Below are 14,786 nucleotides of genomic sequence, written 5' to 3'. Positions count from 1 at the left end.
GTTTCCTCCAGCAGGCTCTTCTCGCTGGTGATCTTCCCCAGCTCACCGCGGCCGGTGCGGTCCTTGACCGACTGCATGGGCCATTTGCTGCTCCTTCCTTCCGCCGCTCCCTTCACCGCGCGGGGTAGCGGTCCGGGGCGGCGTCGAAGGCTGCTGCGCACTGTGCGGAGCAGAAGAAGTAGCTGCCGGCGTCGGTGTCGCGTCGTTCGGGGGCGGTTGCCGGGTCCAGTTGCATGCCGCAGACCGGGTCCACCGCACTCTCTGCGGGATCAGGCCGGGGCTCTTCGCCGGTGGGTGGCTCGGGTGAGTGGTGCCGTCCGTGTTCCGCAGCCGAGGCATGGGCCGGGGCCCGGTCGGCTGTCGATTCGACGTGGGGTTCGACGGGCTCGGCCGTGACGGTCGGGAGCGGGGTGGTGTGCCAGCGGCGCAGGCGGGAGGCGTTGGTGACCACGGACAGGGAGGAAAGGGCCATCGCCGCGGCGGCGATGATCGGGCTGAGACGGATGCCCCACAGCGGGTAGAGGGCGCCGGCGGCGAGAGGCACGCCGACGGCGTTGTAGATCAGGGCGAAGAACAGGTTCTGCCGGATGTTGCGCATGGTGGCGCGGGAGAGCCGGACCGCGGTGACGACGCCGGTCAGGGAGCCGGAGATGAGGGTGATGTCGGCGGCTTCGATGGCGACGTCGGTGCCGGTGCCGATGGCCAGGCCGACATCGGCGGCGGCCAGGGCGGGGGCGTCGTTGATGCCGTCGCCGACCATGCCCACGGTGCGGCCCTCGGCTTGCAGGCGGCGGATCTCGTCCGCCTTGTGCTCGGGCAGTACCTCGGCCAGGACCCGGTCCACGCCGACCTGGGCGGCGATGGCGGCGGCCGTGCGGGCGTTGTCGCCGGTGATGATGACCGTCTCGATGCCGAGCCGGTGCAGGGCGGCGATGGCCTGGACGGAGTCGTCCTTGAGGGTGTCGGCGACAGCGAGGACGCCGGCGGGCCGGCCGTCGACGGCGATGAGGACCGGGGTCTTGCCCTCGGCCGAGAATCCGGCCGCGACCGGGGTGAGGGCGCCGGCATCGATGTCGACATCGCTGAGCAGCCGGGTTGTGCCGACCAGGACCGTGTGGCCGTCGACGGTGGCCTGGACGCCCTTGCCGGTGACGGAGTCGAAGCCGCTCGCCGCAGGCGGGGTGAGACCGCGCTCGCGGGCCCCGGCGACGATCGCGCCTGCCAGCGGGTGCTCGCTGTCGGCCTCGGCCGCGGCCACCAGGGCCAGCAGCTCGTCGTCCCCGAAGCCGTCGGCGGAGTGCACGTCCGTGAGCTGGGGCTTGCCGGCGGTGACGGTGCCGGTCTTGTCCAGGACGATGGTGTCGAGTTTGTGGGCGGTCTCCAGGGCCTCGGCGGAGCGGATGAGGATACCGGCCCGGGCGCCCTTGCCGGTGCCGACCATGACCGACAGCGGGGTGGCCAGGCCGAGCGCGCAGGGACAGGCGATGATCAGCACCGCGACCGCGGAGACCAGAGCCAGGGTGAGCGCGGGAGCGGGCCCGACGGTGTACCAGATCGCGAAGGAGGCGACAGCGATGGCGATGACGGCGGGCACGAAGTAGGCGGAGACCGCGTCGGCCAGCCGCTGGATCGGGGCCTTTGACGCCTGCGCCTGCTGCACCAGGCGGATGATCTGTGCCAGCATCGTGTCGGCCCCGACCTTGCTCGCCCGTACCCGGAGCGATCCGGTCGTGTTGACGGTGGCGCCGATCACCGTGTCCCCTTCCCGCTTGGTTACCGGCATCGGCTCGCCGGTGACCATGGACTCGTCGACCGCCGACGACCCGGACAGCACCACCGAGTCGACCGGGATCTTCTCCCCGGGCCGGATCACCACCTCGTCGCCGACCGCCACGTCCTCGATGGGCATCTCCGTCTCGGTGCCCTCGCGTACGACGCGGGCGGTGCGGGCCTGGAGGCCCAGCAGGGCGCGGATGGCCTCGCCGGTGCCGGCCTTGGCCCGGGCCTCCAGCAGACGGCCGAGCAGGATGAGGGTGAGGATCACCCCGACCGCCTCGAAGTACACCTCCCGGACATCCTCCGGGAGCAGACCGGGGGTGAGGGTGACCAGCAGGCTGTAGGCGTAGGCGGCCGTCGTACCCAGGGTGATCAGGGAGTTCATGTCGGCGCCACGGTGCCTGAGAGTCAGCCATCCGGTCGAATGGATCGGCCAGCCGGTGTAGAACATCACCGGCGTGATCAGCACCAGCTGCAGCCAGTGGTTCAGCAGCCAGCCGGGCACCCAGTCGGCAGCGAACAGCTCGTGTGCCATCACAGCGAAGAGCACAGGCAGTGTGAGCACGGCGCCGGCGACGACCCGCCGGGTCAGATCGGTGATCTCCGCGCGCCGCTCGGCGGCCTCGGCCGCCTCCGACTCGGCCCCGCTCCCTTCACCGAGGTCGGGCCCCCCAGTACCGGCAGCAGCGCTCCGGCCCATACCGCCCTCCCGAGTCTCCTCCGTGGCGCCGGGACCGTCCGCAGGTTCGACGAGCAGCGTGCCGTGGATCATGTTCATTCCGCAGGCGAAGCCGAAAGAGCCGACGTCGGCAGGGCGAAGGCGCACGGTGGTGCGGGCATAAGCGGGCAGTCCGGCGCTGACCCGCAGGTCGGGGAAGACGACCCGGTTGGTGCACTCCCCGCTCTCCTGCCGGTCGAAGACCAGCTCCAGCGGCACCCCCTGGCGGACCTTGATGACATTGGGGCTGTAGCCGCCCCGCACGGTCACCTCGACCCGCTGCACCCCGCCCTCCAGCTGCGCGGTGCGGGCCTTGCGGGGGCCGAAGAAGAACCAGCCCAGCGCGCCGATCAGCAATGCGGCGAAGACCACGACCACGACATCAGCCACACCCATGGCAGCTCGCCCTCCTTGCGCGTGCACTCCTTTCCAGCGTCCCTCGCCTCTAGCAGTACCGGGTAGGGGCAGCCTGGCCCAGTGGATGGGACCAGTGGACCCTGCACCATCGGCGGGAACCGGCGGATCATGGCATCAAGGGAACAACCGGACTGCCAGCGGGCCCCGCCCGCCATCCGGATCACCAGGGACGTGATCGTGATGATGTTCTGGTTCGAGCACGATGTCAGCGGCTGGGGCTGGTTCACGATGTCGGCCGGCATGATCCTGTTCTGGGCGCTGATCATCACCGCCGCCGTACTGCTCTTCCGGGCCCTGAGCCGCGCCACCGAGCCCACCCGCACCACCGCCGGCCCCTCTCCTGAGCAGCTGCTCGCCGAGCGGTTCGCCCGCGGCGAGATCGACGAGGAGGAGTACCGGCGGCGCCTTGATGCCCTGCACGCCTCCACTCCACCCACCAAGCACTGACCCCGGCCCGCGGGCCGAAGCCAACACGTTGTGGACCTGCTGTCTCCCGAAGGACGGGCCGCCATGAACAACAAAAGGAACTACGGTCTGTACGCAGTCGCACTCGCCATCGCCTTCGTCGGCGCGCTCGCGCTCGGCGTGCCCGTGGGCACGCTCGCTCTCCTGGCCATCGTCGCCGCCTGCCCGCTGATGATGTTCTTCATGATGCGCGGCATGCACGGCGGCCAGGACGACGACCACCCCATGGACGAGCGCGATCCGCTGTGCAAGCACGACCACCACCAGCACCCCGGTTCCGGCCGACCCTGACCGGCCGGAACCGCGCGGCACAGGCAGGGCGAGGTGAACGCCATGAGCGCGCTGACAGCCCTCCTGATCGGGGGCGCTGGCCGCCCTCGCCTACGAACTCGCGCGCATGATCACGCCCGACGAGAGCCGCTTCCCACCCCTTGCCCCTCTTCGAGGACGGCGGGCGGCTCTGGAAGACGCTGAGCGGTGGTGCGTGTGCCTGCGCCTGCACGGCCGGATCGACGAAGCCACCTACCAGCGTCGGATGAGCGGCCTCGCCCACGGCGGCGCCGCACCGCCGACACCCGAGCAGCCTCAAGGAGGACGTGATGGGTGACGCCGCATACGGCCTGTGGCCCCTGGTGGTACTCAACACGGCACTGTTCATCGTCTTCGCCGCCAGCTTCTTCCACCCCAAGACCAAACGGGACTGGCGGGCCATAGGCGCCTACAGCGCCTTCCTGGTAGCGCTGTTCACCGAGATGTAAGGCACCCCGCTGACGATCTACCTGCTGGGCAGCTGGCTCGGCAACCAGTTCCCGCTGCTGAAGGACACCCACGCGGGCGGACACCTCTGGAACGACCTGACCGGCTGGTCCGGCGACCTCCACCTGAGCCCCTTCCACCTGGCCAGCTACGTCGCCCTCGCCCTCGGCGTCGGCTTCTGGCTGATCGCCGCCGCCTGGAAGGTCCTGCACGAAGCCGCGCAGAAGGACCGACTGGCCACGACCGGCCCGTACGCGTGGGTGCGCCACCACCAGTACGACGGCTTCCTGCTCATCATGATCGGATTCCTGCTGCAGTGGCCCACCATCCCCACTTTGATCATGTTCCCGATCCTGGTGCACGTGTACGCACGCCTGGCCCGCAGCGAGGAGCGCGAGGTCGCGGCGCGGTTCGGCCATGATTGGACGGCCTACGCCGACGGCACCCCTGCCTTCTGGCCCCCGAAGCCCCTCCACCGTGGCAGTACCCAGCCGCAGGCGAAGCCCACCTCGTCCGGACACGAACCGAGCCCGCCCACCGAGGCCCTGCCAACCGAGCGGCGCCTCACCCTGGGAGCGAGCCGTGACCGACCGAAGCCCATATGCAGCCCTGATCGAACTGCCGCGCGGATGTCGGGCCTCGACAATGGAAGAGGCATGGGCCGAACCCGCTGACGCGGCGCCGGCCTCGAAAGGGAGGCGGTCACCATGACCAGCATCACCCAACGCCTCACCACCCTGTTCCGGATCAAGGCGAACAAGGCGCTGGACAAGGCAGAGGATCCGCGCGAGGTCCTGGACTACTCCTACGAGCAACAGCTGCAGATGCTGCAACGGGTACGGCGCGGCGTGGCCGATGTGGCGACCAGCCGCAAACGGGTCGAACTCCAGGTCAGCCAGCTGCGGCAATCCACCGACAAGCTCCAGCGCCAGGCGGAGCAGGCACTCGCCGCCGGGCGCGAGGACCTGGCCCGCGAGGCACTCACCCGCCGTACCGCTGTGGCCGGGCAGATCACCGACCTGGAAACCCAGCACACGTCGCTGAAGGACCAGGAAGACAAGCTCACGCTCGCCGCACAGCGCCTGGAGGGCAAGGTGGACGCCTTCCGGACCCGCAAGGAGACCATCAAGGCCGGCTATACCGCAGCCGAGGCCCAGACCCGGATCACCGAGGCCGTGACCGGCATCGGTGAGGAGATGGGCGATGTGAGCCTGGCCATGCAGCGAGCCCAGGACAAGACCGAGCAGCTGCAGGCACGCGCCGGCGCCCTGGACGAACTCATCGCCTCCGGTGCGCTGGACGACGCCACCCTGCCGGCCGGACGGGACGACATCCAGGCCGAGCTGGAGCGCGTCACCGCGGGCCAGGACGTGGAACTCGAACTGGCCAGGATGAAGGCACAGCTGCCGGCGGGATCCGCTCCGCAGGCGGTGGAAGCTGGTGAAGGACGGCCAGGGCAGGAGAAGAAGTCATGATCATGCGGATTCTCGGCGAGGGCCAGTACGACATCGCCGACGAGCACCTCGACCGGCTCAACCAACTCGACACCAGCCTGCAGGAAGCCTCCGACGCCGGTGACGAGACGGCGTTCGCCACCGCTCTGTCGGCGCTGCTGGACGCCGTACGCAGCCTCGGCACACCGCTTCCCGATGAGCGGATCACTCCATCGGATCTCGTGCTGCCCGACGAGACGACCAGCCTGCCGCAGGTGCGCGAGCTTCTGTCCGACGAGGGCCTGATCCCAGGCTGACGGACTGATGGGGTGATGGCGATGCGCAGCCGCTTCGAACCCGACCGGCAGCTGACCGCCCGCATGGCGGTCACGATGTTCCTGCTCGGCTTGCTGTACGTGGCGTTCATCGCCGCGCTCATCGCGCTGCTGAAGTCGGTCGTGCTGGTGGTCATCATCGCCGCCGTCCTGCTGGGGGCCCAGTACTGGTACTCCGACAGGATCGCCCTTTACGCCATGCGCGGCCGGCTCGTCACGCCCGAGGAGCAGCCGCGGCTGCACGGGGTCGTGGACCGGCTGTGTGCGAGCGCGGACATGCCCAAGCCGCGGGTCGCGGTCTCCGACATGGACCTGCCCAACGCGTTCGCCACCGGCCGCAACGCCGACCACGCCGTGGTCTGTGTGACCACCGGCCTCATGCGCCGTCTGGAGACCGAGGAGCTCGAAGGCGTCCTCGCCCACGAGCTCTCCCATGTCGCCCACCGCGACGTGGCGGTGATCACCATCGCCTCGTTCCTGGGCGTGATCGCCGGGCTGATCGTCCGCTTCGCCTTCTACTCCCAGCTGTTCGGCGGGCGCAGCCAGCGGGACCAGAACACCGCCGCCGTCTTCTTGGCCGTGATGGCCGTGTCCGCCCTCGTCTATGCCGTCAGCTTCCTGCTCATCCGGGCTCTGTCCCGTTACCGCGAGCTGGCCGCCGACCGGGCCGCGGCCATGCTGACCGCAAAGCCGTCCGTCCTGGCCTCGGCGCTGACCAAGGTCAGCGGTGACATCGCCCGCATCCCCACGCAGGATCTGCGGACCGCCCAGGCGTTCAACGCGTTCTTCTTCACCCCTGCCCTCGGACCCGGCACCGCGGTGGCGAACCTGTTCTCCACCCACCCCACCCTGGAACGCCGGCTCGAGGCGCTCGCGGAGCTCTCCGCAGAGCTCGGAGAGGCGGGCGGCGAACCAGGCAGGGCGTGAGGGAAGGAGACGGTGGCCCATGGGCTTCTGGGATGTGCTCTTCGCCCGGAGCAAGCCGATCCGGCCTGACCTGGACCAGCTCTTCGCCCTGCCCTCGGCGGCGGTCACCCTCCAGGCCGCCATCGGCTTCACTCCGACCGGCTCGGGATCGGTCTGCTTCGCCGCGATCGAAGGCGGCGCCTTCGCGCAGGTCCAGCAGGAGGTACGAGCTCTCCTGGAGGCCGACTCCGAACGCGGCGGTGCTCCGGTGGAGTTCAGCCGCGACACCTACGGGTACTCCTGGCTGCTCTCCCGCCGTCCACCGGACGACCTGCCTGCCCTCGTGGGCGACCTGCACGCGGTCAACACCTCCCTGCAGGACAGCGGCTTCGGCCCGCACCTCCTCTGCTCTCTGGTCGCCTTCCTCGACGCCGAGCTGCGCCGGCTCGCCCTCGTCTACCTCTACAAGCGCGGCACTTTCTATCCGTTCGCTCCTCTGCCCGGCAACACGCGCGACAACCCGCTCGAACTCCAGGTCAAGGCCGTACTCCAGGACGACTTGCGCATCGAGCAGGATCTGAGGCGCTGGTTCCCGCTGTGGGGCGCCCCCGGCCTATGACACGACGCGACCGGCCCCACCCGAGCCGGGGAGGTGACAACGTGAGCGAAGCCCAGCCCCGCTCCCGTGACGCACCGGGAACCGCCCGCCCGGTGCTGGCGGCGGTCGGCATCGAAAAGGCATACCGACGTGTCCTGTGGCCGGCGCGCCGCACGACTCCGGTGCTGCGGGGCGTGGACCTCACCCTGGCTCCGGGCGAGGTGGTCGGCATCGTCGGGGAGAACGGCTCCGGCAAGAGCACGCTGATGAAGATCCTGGTCGGGGCGCTGGCCGCCGACGCCGGAACGGTCACCCGCGCCGGCCGGCTGGGCTACTGCCCGCAGGAACCAGTCCTCTACGAACGCCTCACCTGCGACGAGCACTTCGAGCTGTTCGGCCATGCCTACGCCATGACGAGCGAGGCGGAGCGGCGCTCGCGCCGCGAGATCTACGCAGCCCTCGGCTTCGAACGCTACGCCAGCACCCGCGCGGACCAACTCTCCGGTGGGACTCTCGCCAAGCTGAACCTGGGCCTGGCGCTCCTCGCGGACCCCGAGGTGCTGCTGCTGGACGAGCCGTACGCGGGTTTCGACTTCGACACCTACCTGAGGTTCTGGGACCTGGTCGCCGAGCGCCGCACGGCGGGTCGCTCGGTTCTGATCATCAGCCATTTCGTTACCGACCAGGAGCGCTTCGACCGCATCGTGGAACTGCGGGACGGCAGGGCGGTGACCTGATGACCGTCCTGCCGTTCGTTCGCCGCTTCCTCATCGAGTCTGCCCGGACCCCGGTGAACCTCCTCGTGCTCGTGCTGGTGCCGGTGGTGTTCGTGGTGGTGGCCGCACGGCCGCTGGCGGACGCGGCCGACCTGCTCGGCGGCACCGGTGGGCCCGCCGTGCAGACAGCTACCGCCGGCTGGGCCGCGGGATTCATCGCGGCGATCGCCATGTACTTCCAGATGCGCGCTTCGCACGCGGCTGATCGCCGTCTGATCATCTCGGGGCTGGCGCCCCACCGGCTGGTGGCCGCGCGCATGGGCGCCGGCCTGGCCCTGGCCGTGCTGGCCGCGGCGGCAGCTCTGCTGGCCCTCCAGTTGCGTACCGGCCTCGGCGATGATCCGGGGCGGGTGCTGGCCGGAACGCTGATGTACGCGGTGATCTACCTGGCCCTCGGGGCACTGATCGGCGCCACGGTGACCAGCCCCGTCAACGGCACCGTTCTGGTGCTGTTCGTGTGGATCCTGGACGTCTTCTTCGGCCCCGTCCTGGGCGCGGCGGACCGCGCGGCAACCCGGCTACTCCCGACGCACTTCGTGACACTGTGGATGGTCGATGCACCCTCCGGCCACAGCGGCGGGCCCGGAGATCTCGGCTGGGCCCTGGCCTGGACCGCGGCAGCCGTCGCGGTCAGCTGGACAGTGATCACCGCCGCCAGCCGCACGGCCCATACCCGCCGCCGCGCCAAGCCGGGCTCGGCCACGGCACAACTGGCCGCCGGGGTGCACGCAGGGCTGAGGGAAGCCGGCCGCAACCGGGTGCTGTGGGTGCTGCTCATCGCGGTGCCGACGGTCTTCGTCCTCCTCGCGGTGGCCACCACCCCCGAGGAGACCACGTCGCTGACCGTCCGAGAAGGTGGACGCACCACCGTCCAGCAGGCGTGGCTGCCCGACATCCACGGCGGCACCATGGCACCGATCGCCACCGCCTCCCTGGCCACCCTTGCCGGACTCTTCACGATCCTCAACGCCCGCACAGGCGACCAGCGCCTCGCCCTCGCCGGGTTCCGCACCGGCAGCCTGCTCGTCTCCCGCCTGACCGTCGTCGTCCTCGGCGCGCTCCTGGCCACCGCCGCCTCCCTCGCGGTGACCGCCACCGTCTTCGACGCCCGCCAATGGGGCCTCTACGTCGCCGCGAACGTCCTGATCGCCCTCACCTACGGCCTCATCGGCGTCCTCCTCGGCCCACTGTTCGGCCGGGTCGGCGGGGTGCTGATCGCCTTCCTGCTGCCCTTCATCGACCTGGGCATCGAACAGAGCCCCATGCTCCACACCGCCCCGCCCACCTGGGCGCACGCCCTGCCCGGCTATGGAGCCACCCGCCTCCTCATCGACGCCGCCATCACCCCCGGCTTCGACGCAACCAGCCCCCTGCTCACCGCCCTAGCCTGGCTGGCCGGACTCACCCTCGCCGCCACCGCACTGCTCCGCCACACCATCACCCCGGCCCGCACCGGACGGACGTCATGACCAGCGGACGCCTCGGCGGCGTGGCACCCACCGGCAGGGACTGCCCAGCGCGTACCGGTATGTCCTGATCCCCTTCGATCCGAGGAGCCACCACATGAAGACCACCCGCCTGCCCTGCCGTACCGCCCTGGCCGCCGCAGCCGTCGCCGCCTCCGCGCTCTTCCTGGCCGGCTGTGGAGACGACGGCAACGGCTCTACCGTCACCTCCCCGAGCCCCACCGCATCCGTCTCCGTCCCGGCAGGCGAGCACAACCAGGCGGACGTCGACTTCGCACAGGGAATGATCCCGCACCACCGCCAGGCCGTCATGATGTCCGACATGGCCGAAACCCGGGCCTCCTCCAGCGACGTCAAGACCCTCGCCGAGGAGATCAAGAAGGCCCAGGAACCAGAGATCGAGACCATGTCCGTCTGGCTGACGGCCTGGGGCGAAGAGGTCCCCCAGGGCATGGACGGCATGGACGGGATGGACCACGGCGACGCCTCGTCCCCCGGCATGATGAACGACCAGCAGATGAACGACATGCGAGGCGCCTCCGGCAAAGCCTTCGACACCATGTTCCTGACCCAGATGATCAAGCACCACGAAGGCGCCATCGCCATGGCCGAGACCGAGAAGAAGGAAGGCACCTACGGGCCCGCCAAGGAACTCGCCGACGACATCATCACCGCCCAGAAGGCAGAGATCACCCAGATGCGGGAAATGCTCGGCACCAACTGACCCGGCGGGCACCGACGACGGGCCCTATGCCGAAGACAAGGAAGACAGCCCCGGTCGCACGACGACCTCGCGGCCGGGCGGGACGGCGCCGAGGGGCGTTAGCCGGAAGCAGGACCCGGGACTCTTGAGGCGGCCCACCCCGGTCCGCCGGCCCCACGCGAAGGAGGCAACGATGTCCAGCACCGTCAAGGACATGCTCGCCACCTACCCGGCCGACCTCGGCGACATCGACCAGGCCAAGCTGACGCGCTGCATCGAAGAGTGCATCGCCTGCGCGCAGGCGTGTACGGCGTGCGCGGACGCCTGCCTGTCCGAGGGCATGGTCGGTGACCTGACCAAGTGCATCCGCACAGACATGGACTGCGCCGACATCTGCACCGCCACCGCGTCCGTCCTCTCCCGTCACACCGGCTACGACGCCAACATCACCCGCGCGATCCTCCAAGCGTGCGCCGTGGCCTGCAAGGCGTGCGGCGACGAATGCGCCTCCCATGCGGAGACGCACGAACACTGCCGGGTGTGCGCCGAAGCCTGCCGCTCCTGCGAGCAGGCATGCAACGAACTCCTCGGCGCCCTCGGCTGACGCGGCCGGGGTCGGCTCGCTACGGCAGCGGTACCTGTCCGCGCCGGCGACGGCCGTAGCGGGTCACCCCGCGCGGCTTGAACACCGACAGCGCGGCCGCCGTGAGCAGCACCATCAGGGCGGCGGCCGCATCCGCGATCAGCTGGATGCGCATGCCCTGAAGCTCGCCTCCCGCGAGCGCCGCCCGGGCGGCCGCATCGGCGAGGTGTCCGACCGGCTGCATGTGGACCAGTAGCAGAACGGTCGCCACCACGGTGATCAGGAGCTTTGCGATCACCCAGTAGTGACGCAGCAGCCCCCACACCGTGCCGAACGACCGCACCAGGCCGGTCAGCAGGCAGGCGGCGCTGAACGGGACGATCACGTACCAGCCCACCACGTCCATGGCCAGGTAGGCGCCCCGCACCGTCTGGGGTGAGCTGCTGGTCAGGCCGGCGACGGCGAGGGCGAGGAACGCCGCGACCGCGCCAAGCCAGCCGACCGAGGAGGTGATGTGGAGCGTGAGCGTGAACTTGCGCAGCCGCGGCGGGAACGGGGTTGGGTGGCTTTCAGCAGCGGGAAGGTGCTCCCGAGCCAGCTTCCCAGAAGGTAGATCGTCAGCGGGATGCCGTACATCTCGGTGAACAGCGCGACCATGAACGCGCTGTAGGCGCCCATGGCCCGCCAGTCCCGTTTCGTCTTCGGGTGGAAGAAGCTCGCGGCGAACAGGATGAACAGCGCGGTGTTGAGCACGACCGGGGCCACAGGCCGTATGCGGCGTCAGCCATCACATCCTCCTCGCGTCTTCCCGGGTGGTGGCGGGCCGACGTCGGCCGTGAGCGAGGGTGCTCATTCGGTGCTGTTAGGTAGGTGGTCTGGTCGATCCGGCCGTGCAGGCGCAGGCCGACGCACCACCGTTCAGCGTCCTCCAAGGCCGCCCGCTTTCCCCTAAGAACCCCTAACAGAATGAGCTTGTCTCTTGGTTGGCGCGCGATCGGGTGAGGAGATCATTACTCTGCATGGGTGCTGTCATATGACGAGTTGACCCCGCCGGAGCGCGAGCTGTGGGATGCGTTCCCTGAGGGGCGTCGAGTTGATCTGCGTACAGGCATGCCCGAGGCGGACGCTCCCGCTGCGGGTGCTCGATGGGGTCCCGAACGCACGGTTCGCGCGGCCGTCGTGGCGGCGCTGCTGCTCGGCGCGAACGACGATCGGTCTGGTGGCGTAGCTGCCCTGCGACTCGCCGGGGCACGTATCACCGGCCGTCTTGACCTGTCCGGGGCGGAGATCCGCCACACGTTCTCGCTGGAAGGCTGTCGGCTGGACGAGACGGTGCGGCTGCACGGGGCCACGACCCGGACGATCGAGATCACGGACAGCTGGGTTCCGGGGATCGATGCCGAACTCGCACGGATCGAGGGCGACCTGGATCTGAGTCGGTCGACCGTCGAAGGTGGCTCCCTCATACTCGTCAACGTCCGTATGGCCGGGAATCTCCTGCTTGTGGATGCCAAGATCTCAAGCCCGGAAGAATGGGCAGTGCTCGCGGGCGGCCTCGTCCTGGACGGCGGCGTCTTCGCCCGGCGACTCACCACACGGGGCGGGTTCCGGCTTCCTGGCGCTCGGCTGCTCAGCGGCCTGTTCCTGCAAGGCGCACGGCTGGAGAACACCGGGGGCGTCGCACTTGCCGCAGGTGGTGTGACCGCCTCGACCGTGGACTGCTCCCAGGGGTTCACCGCACAGGGAAGTGTGCGGCTGCGCAGGGCTCGCATAGAAGGTCTGCTGACCTTCGAAGGAGCCCGCCTGAACGGGGACGGCACAGCGCTGGAGTGCGTGGCGATGCAGGTGGGGGACTTCGACTACAGAACCGCAGCACCGCTCTCAGGGCTGGTGGACCTCCGGGCCGCACAGGCCACATGGTGCCAGGACAGCGAGCGGAGTTGGCCCGAGAAGGTGCTTCTGGACGGGTTCACCTACGGCTCCATCCGGTTCCGGGATACGCCGTCCATAGCGGGCGAAGGCGAAACGCCCGTCAGTGACGAGGTGGCCCGCCGCCTGGCGTGGGTCCGTCGGAATCCCGGTTATGCCCCGCAGCCGTATGAGCAGCTCGCCGGCTGGTACCGGCGGATCGGCCACGACGACGACGCCCGCCGCGTGCTCCTGGCCAAACAGCGTCACCGGCGCCTCACCCTGTCCCTGCCGGCACGGGCGTGGGGGCACCTGCTCGACGTGACCGTAGGCTATGGCTACCGGCCCTGGTTGGCAGGCGTCTGGCTCCTGACGCTGACCCTGCTGGGCGCTCTGGTCTTCGGTACCCACTCTCCGACCCCGGTGAAGCCGGGTGAAGGCGTCCCGTTCCAGTCTCTGGTGTACACACTCGACCTCTTGATTCCCATCGGTGGTCTGGGACAGCGCGCGGGTTGGTACTGGTCGAACGACGGCCTCCAGTGGCTGGCCTACCTGCTGATCGCCTTCGGTTGGATGCTCACGACCGCCGTCATCGCCGGTGTCACCCGCGCCCTGCAGAAAAACTAGCGATCGACAGCTGAGTTCAGGCGTCGCCAGCAGAGCAATGCGCATCCGAGGATGAGGAAGGCTTCGTGGATGTCGTCGCGGATCTCCCAACGGATCCGCAGGCGGCGAAACCAGTGCAGGTGAGCGAAGGCACGCTCGACAACCCAGCGTTGGGTGCCAAGTCCGGAGCCGTGCTCAGTGCCGCGTCGCGCGATCATTGGCTTCACTCCCAGCGCGCGGACGAGGCGGCGGTACTTGTCGTGGTCGTAACCGCGGTCCGCGAGGACCACGTCCGGGCGGCGCCGGGGCCGGCCGCGCTTACCCCGCACGGGCGGCACTGCCTGGAGCAGTGGGACGAGCTGGCCTCCAGACCCGGAAGCGCTACGACGAACAACGCGCCTTCAGCCCACTACTCGCGCACTCCGCCGGTCAGCCAGCTTGACTTCTTGACTCCCTGAGATGCCTTTGAGAGCCCGGACATGGGAGCCGTCGACGGTCGCGTCTTCCATGTCCAGCAGACGCGCGGCCCGCAGCTGAGTCAGCAGCACCTCGTGGAGGCGGGGCCGGACACCGGCCCTCGGTACCAGTCCCGCAGACGCCTCCAGGCCGTCACACCGCTGCAGCCGACCTGTTCAGCCGGAACATCCCGCCGGCTCACGCTCTTGCACAGCACGTAAACGATGCTCCGCAACGCAGCACGGTCATCCGCCGGCAACCGCCCGGGATCCCGCTTGCGCCGCGGCGGACGAGCAGGCAACAGCGGAGCCACACGTTCCCACAGGTCATCAGGCACAAGATCAGCAGACACCCCACCGATCCTGCCGACACAACGCCCAACTGCCCAGCGCGACAGCGAACTTCATGCTGAAGCGATAAGTAAGGGAGTTGGGCGGTGTGTTGGCCTACCAGCCGCGGGCCGGGAGGCACGGCAGCTGAAGCCGCCGGCCGCGGTCCATCACCGCTTTGTGGCCGCGAGGACCATGGTGATCAACAAGGCTCCCCCGCTGAAGGCGGCCTGCAGTGCACTGCCTACAGCCGGGTGTTGGTGGGCCACGTATGCCAGGCCGGCCAGCAGTAGGCAGCCCGTCAGCAGCCAGTGCAGGTTTCGTCCGGCGGCCGAGTCGGACCGGGGCGCGGCGTCCGGTGTGGGGCTGCGCTGGTCGTCGTTGCTCATTCTGGGATCCTTCATGTCGGGTGTGCGCGGCGCACACGAGTGGATCGAGACGCGGCTGGAGCCTGGAGGCGGCTGCTCGGCGGTGGGGAAAACGCCGTTTCCACCCGGGAGGCATTCCCTGAGGTATGGAATGGCAGCGCAGCCCCGGCTCCGGGGCCGCGTCTTA

17 protein-coding genes and 1 pseudogene are annotated in these 14,786 nt (G+C 69.5%); 13 read left to right on the top strand and 5 right to left on the bottom strand.

Translation table 11 applies throughout. The features are described from left to right. Nucleotides 1–112 precede the first annotated feature (112 nt). Entirely contained in the window at nucleotides 113–2,890 is a 2,778-nt protein-coding gene (locus MDN94_RS33070; protein WP_482729509.1) for a heavy metal translocating P-type ATPase, read from the bottom strand. A 201-nt stretch (nucleotides 2,891–3,091) separates the two neighbouring features. On the opposite strand from MDN94_RS33070, the gene MDN94_RS33065 reads away from it, so the two are divergent. The 12 genes from MDN94_RS33065 (at nucleotide 3,092) to MDN94_RS33010 (ending at nucleotide 10,953) form a co-directional block, all read left to right on the top strand. After that, complete coding sequence (locus tag MDN94_RS33065) at nucleotides 3,092–3,358, top strand: SHOCT domain-containing protein (RefSeq protein WP_482729839.1); 267 nt, start codon at nucleotides 3,092–3,094, stop codon at nucleotides 3,356–3,358. Between the two features lie 63 nt (nucleotides 3,359–3,421). Further along, a complete protein-coding gene (locus MDN94_RS33060; RefSeq protein ID WP_482729508.1) occupies nucleotides 3,422–3,667 on the top strand; it encodes a DUF2933 domain-containing protein in 246 nt (81 codons plus the stop codon). A 308-nt stretch (nucleotides 3,668–3,975) separates the two neighbouring features. Continuing rightward, on the top strand, nucleotides 3,976–4,134 hold the full coding sequence (locus MDN94_RS33055) for a hypothetical protein (RefSeq protein WP_482729507.1): 159 nt from the start codon (nucleotides 3,976–3,978) through the stop codon (nucleotides 4,132–4,134). 258 nt (nucleotides 4,135–4,392) lie between these two features. Further along, nucleotides 4,393–4,806: a methyltransferase family protein gene (locus tag MDN94_RS33050; RefSeq protein WP_482729506.1), complete on the top strand. Its 414-nt coding sequence runs from the start codon at nucleotides 4,393–4,395 to the stop codon at nucleotides 4,804–4,806. Nucleotides 4,807–4,839: 33 nt separating this feature from the next. Then, the gene (locus MDN94_RS33045) at nucleotides 4,840–5,607 is read left to right on the top strand and encodes a PspA/IM30 family protein (protein WP_482729505.1); all 768 of its coding nucleotides are present in this window, start codon (nucleotides 4,840–4,842) and stop codon (nucleotides 5,605–5,607) included. Beyond that, the gene (pspAA, locus tag MDN94_RS33040) at nucleotides 5,604–5,882 is read left to right on the top strand and encodes a PspA-associated protein PspAA (protein WP_482729504.1); all 279 of its coding nucleotides are present in this window, start codon (nucleotides 5,604–5,606) and stop codon (nucleotides 5,880–5,882) included. The genes MDN94_RS33045 and pspAA overlap by 4 nt, the downstream gene beginning before the upstream one ends. 21 nt (nucleotides 5,883–5,903) lie before the next feature. Continuing rightward, on the top strand, nucleotides 5,904–6,827 hold the full coding sequence (htpX, locus tag MDN94_RS33035) for a zinc metalloprotease HtpX (RefSeq protein ID WP_482729503.1): 924 nt from the start codon (nucleotides 5,904–5,906) through the stop codon (nucleotides 6,825–6,827). Between the two features lie 19 nt (nucleotides 6,828–6,846). Beyond that, nucleotides 6,847–7,425 (top strand): PspA-associated protein PspAB, encoded by a 579-nt coding sequence (gene pspAB / locus MDN94_RS33030; protein ID WP_482729502.1) that lies wholly within the window; start codon nucleotides 6,847–6,849, stop codon nucleotides 7,423–7,425. Nucleotides 7,426–7,466: 41 nt separating this feature from the next. Continuing rightward, nucleotides 7,467–8,141, top strand: coding sequence for an ATP-binding cassette domain-containing protein (locus tag MDN94_RS33025; RefSeq protein ID WP_482729501.1), 675 nt, complete (start codon nucleotides 7,467–7,469; stop codon nucleotides 8,139–8,141). Next, nucleotides 8,141–9,649 (top strand): ABC transporter permease, encoded by a 1,509-nt coding sequence (locus MDN94_RS33020; protein ID WP_482729500.1) that lies wholly within the window; start codon nucleotides 8,141–8,143, stop codon nucleotides 9,647–9,649. The genes MDN94_RS33025 and MDN94_RS33020 overlap by 1 nt, the downstream gene beginning before the upstream one ends. 94 nt (nucleotides 9,650–9,743) lie before the next feature. Further along, nucleotides 9,744–10,370: a DUF305 domain-containing protein gene (locus MDN94_RS33015; RefSeq protein ID WP_482729499.1), complete on the top strand. Its 627-nt coding sequence runs from the start codon at nucleotides 9,744–9,746 to the stop codon at nucleotides 10,368–10,370. Between the two features lie 172 nt (nucleotides 10,371–10,542). Next, nucleotides 10,543–10,953: a four-helix bundle copper-binding protein gene (locus MDN94_RS33010; protein WP_482729498.1), complete on the top strand. Its 411-nt coding sequence runs from the start codon at nucleotides 10,543–10,545 to the stop codon at nucleotides 10,951–10,953. A 19-nt stretch (nucleotides 10,954–10,972) separates the two neighbouring features. Here MDN94_RS33010 and MDN94_RS33005 read toward each other — a convergent pair whose 3' ends face one another. Together MDN94_RS33005 and MDN94_RS33000 are read right to left on the bottom strand one after the other, a co-directional pair. After that, nucleotides 10,973–11,359 carry a hypothetical protein gene (locus MDN94_RS33005; protein WP_482729497.1) on the bottom strand — a complete coding sequence of 129 codons (387 nt, stop codon included), beginning with the start codon at nucleotides 11,357–11,359 and terminating at the stop codon, nucleotides 10,973–10,975. 20 nt (nucleotides 11,360–11,379) lie between these two features. After that, on the bottom strand, nucleotides 11,380–11,685 hold the full coding sequence (locus MDN94_RS33000) for a hypothetical protein (protein ID WP_482729496.1): 306 nt from the start codon (nucleotides 11,683–11,685) through the stop codon (nucleotides 11,380–11,382). Nucleotides 11,686–11,955: 270 nt separating this feature from the next. Here MDN94_RS33000 and MDN94_RS32995 point away from each other — a divergent pair, with 270 nt between their 5' ends. Next, entirely contained in the window at nucleotides 11,956–13,467 is a 1,512-nt protein-coding gene (locus tag MDN94_RS32995) for an oxidoreductase (protein WP_482729495.1), read from the top strand. Here MDN94_RS32995 and MDN94_RS32990 read toward each other — a convergent pair. Further along, nucleotides 13,464–14,254 (bottom strand): annotated as a pseudogene (locus MDN94_RS32990) (IS5 family transposase). The gene MDN94_RS32995 and the pseudogene MDN94_RS32990 sit on opposite strands and share 4 nt — an antisense overlap. Nucleotides 14,255–14,401: 147 nt before the next feature. After that, on the bottom strand, nucleotides 14,402–14,620 hold the full coding sequence (locus MDN94_RS32985) for a hypothetical protein (RefSeq protein ID WP_482729494.1): 219 nt from the start codon (nucleotides 14,618–14,620) through the stop codon (nucleotides 14,402–14,404). Nucleotides 14,621–14,786: the final 166 nt, after the last annotated feature.

The sequence above is a fragment of the Streptomyces sp. WAC00040 genome, from assembly GCF_056835925.1.
The sequence above is the reverse complement of the archived record's forward strand: the minus strand, read 5'-3'. Positions and strand labels throughout refer to the sequence as shown.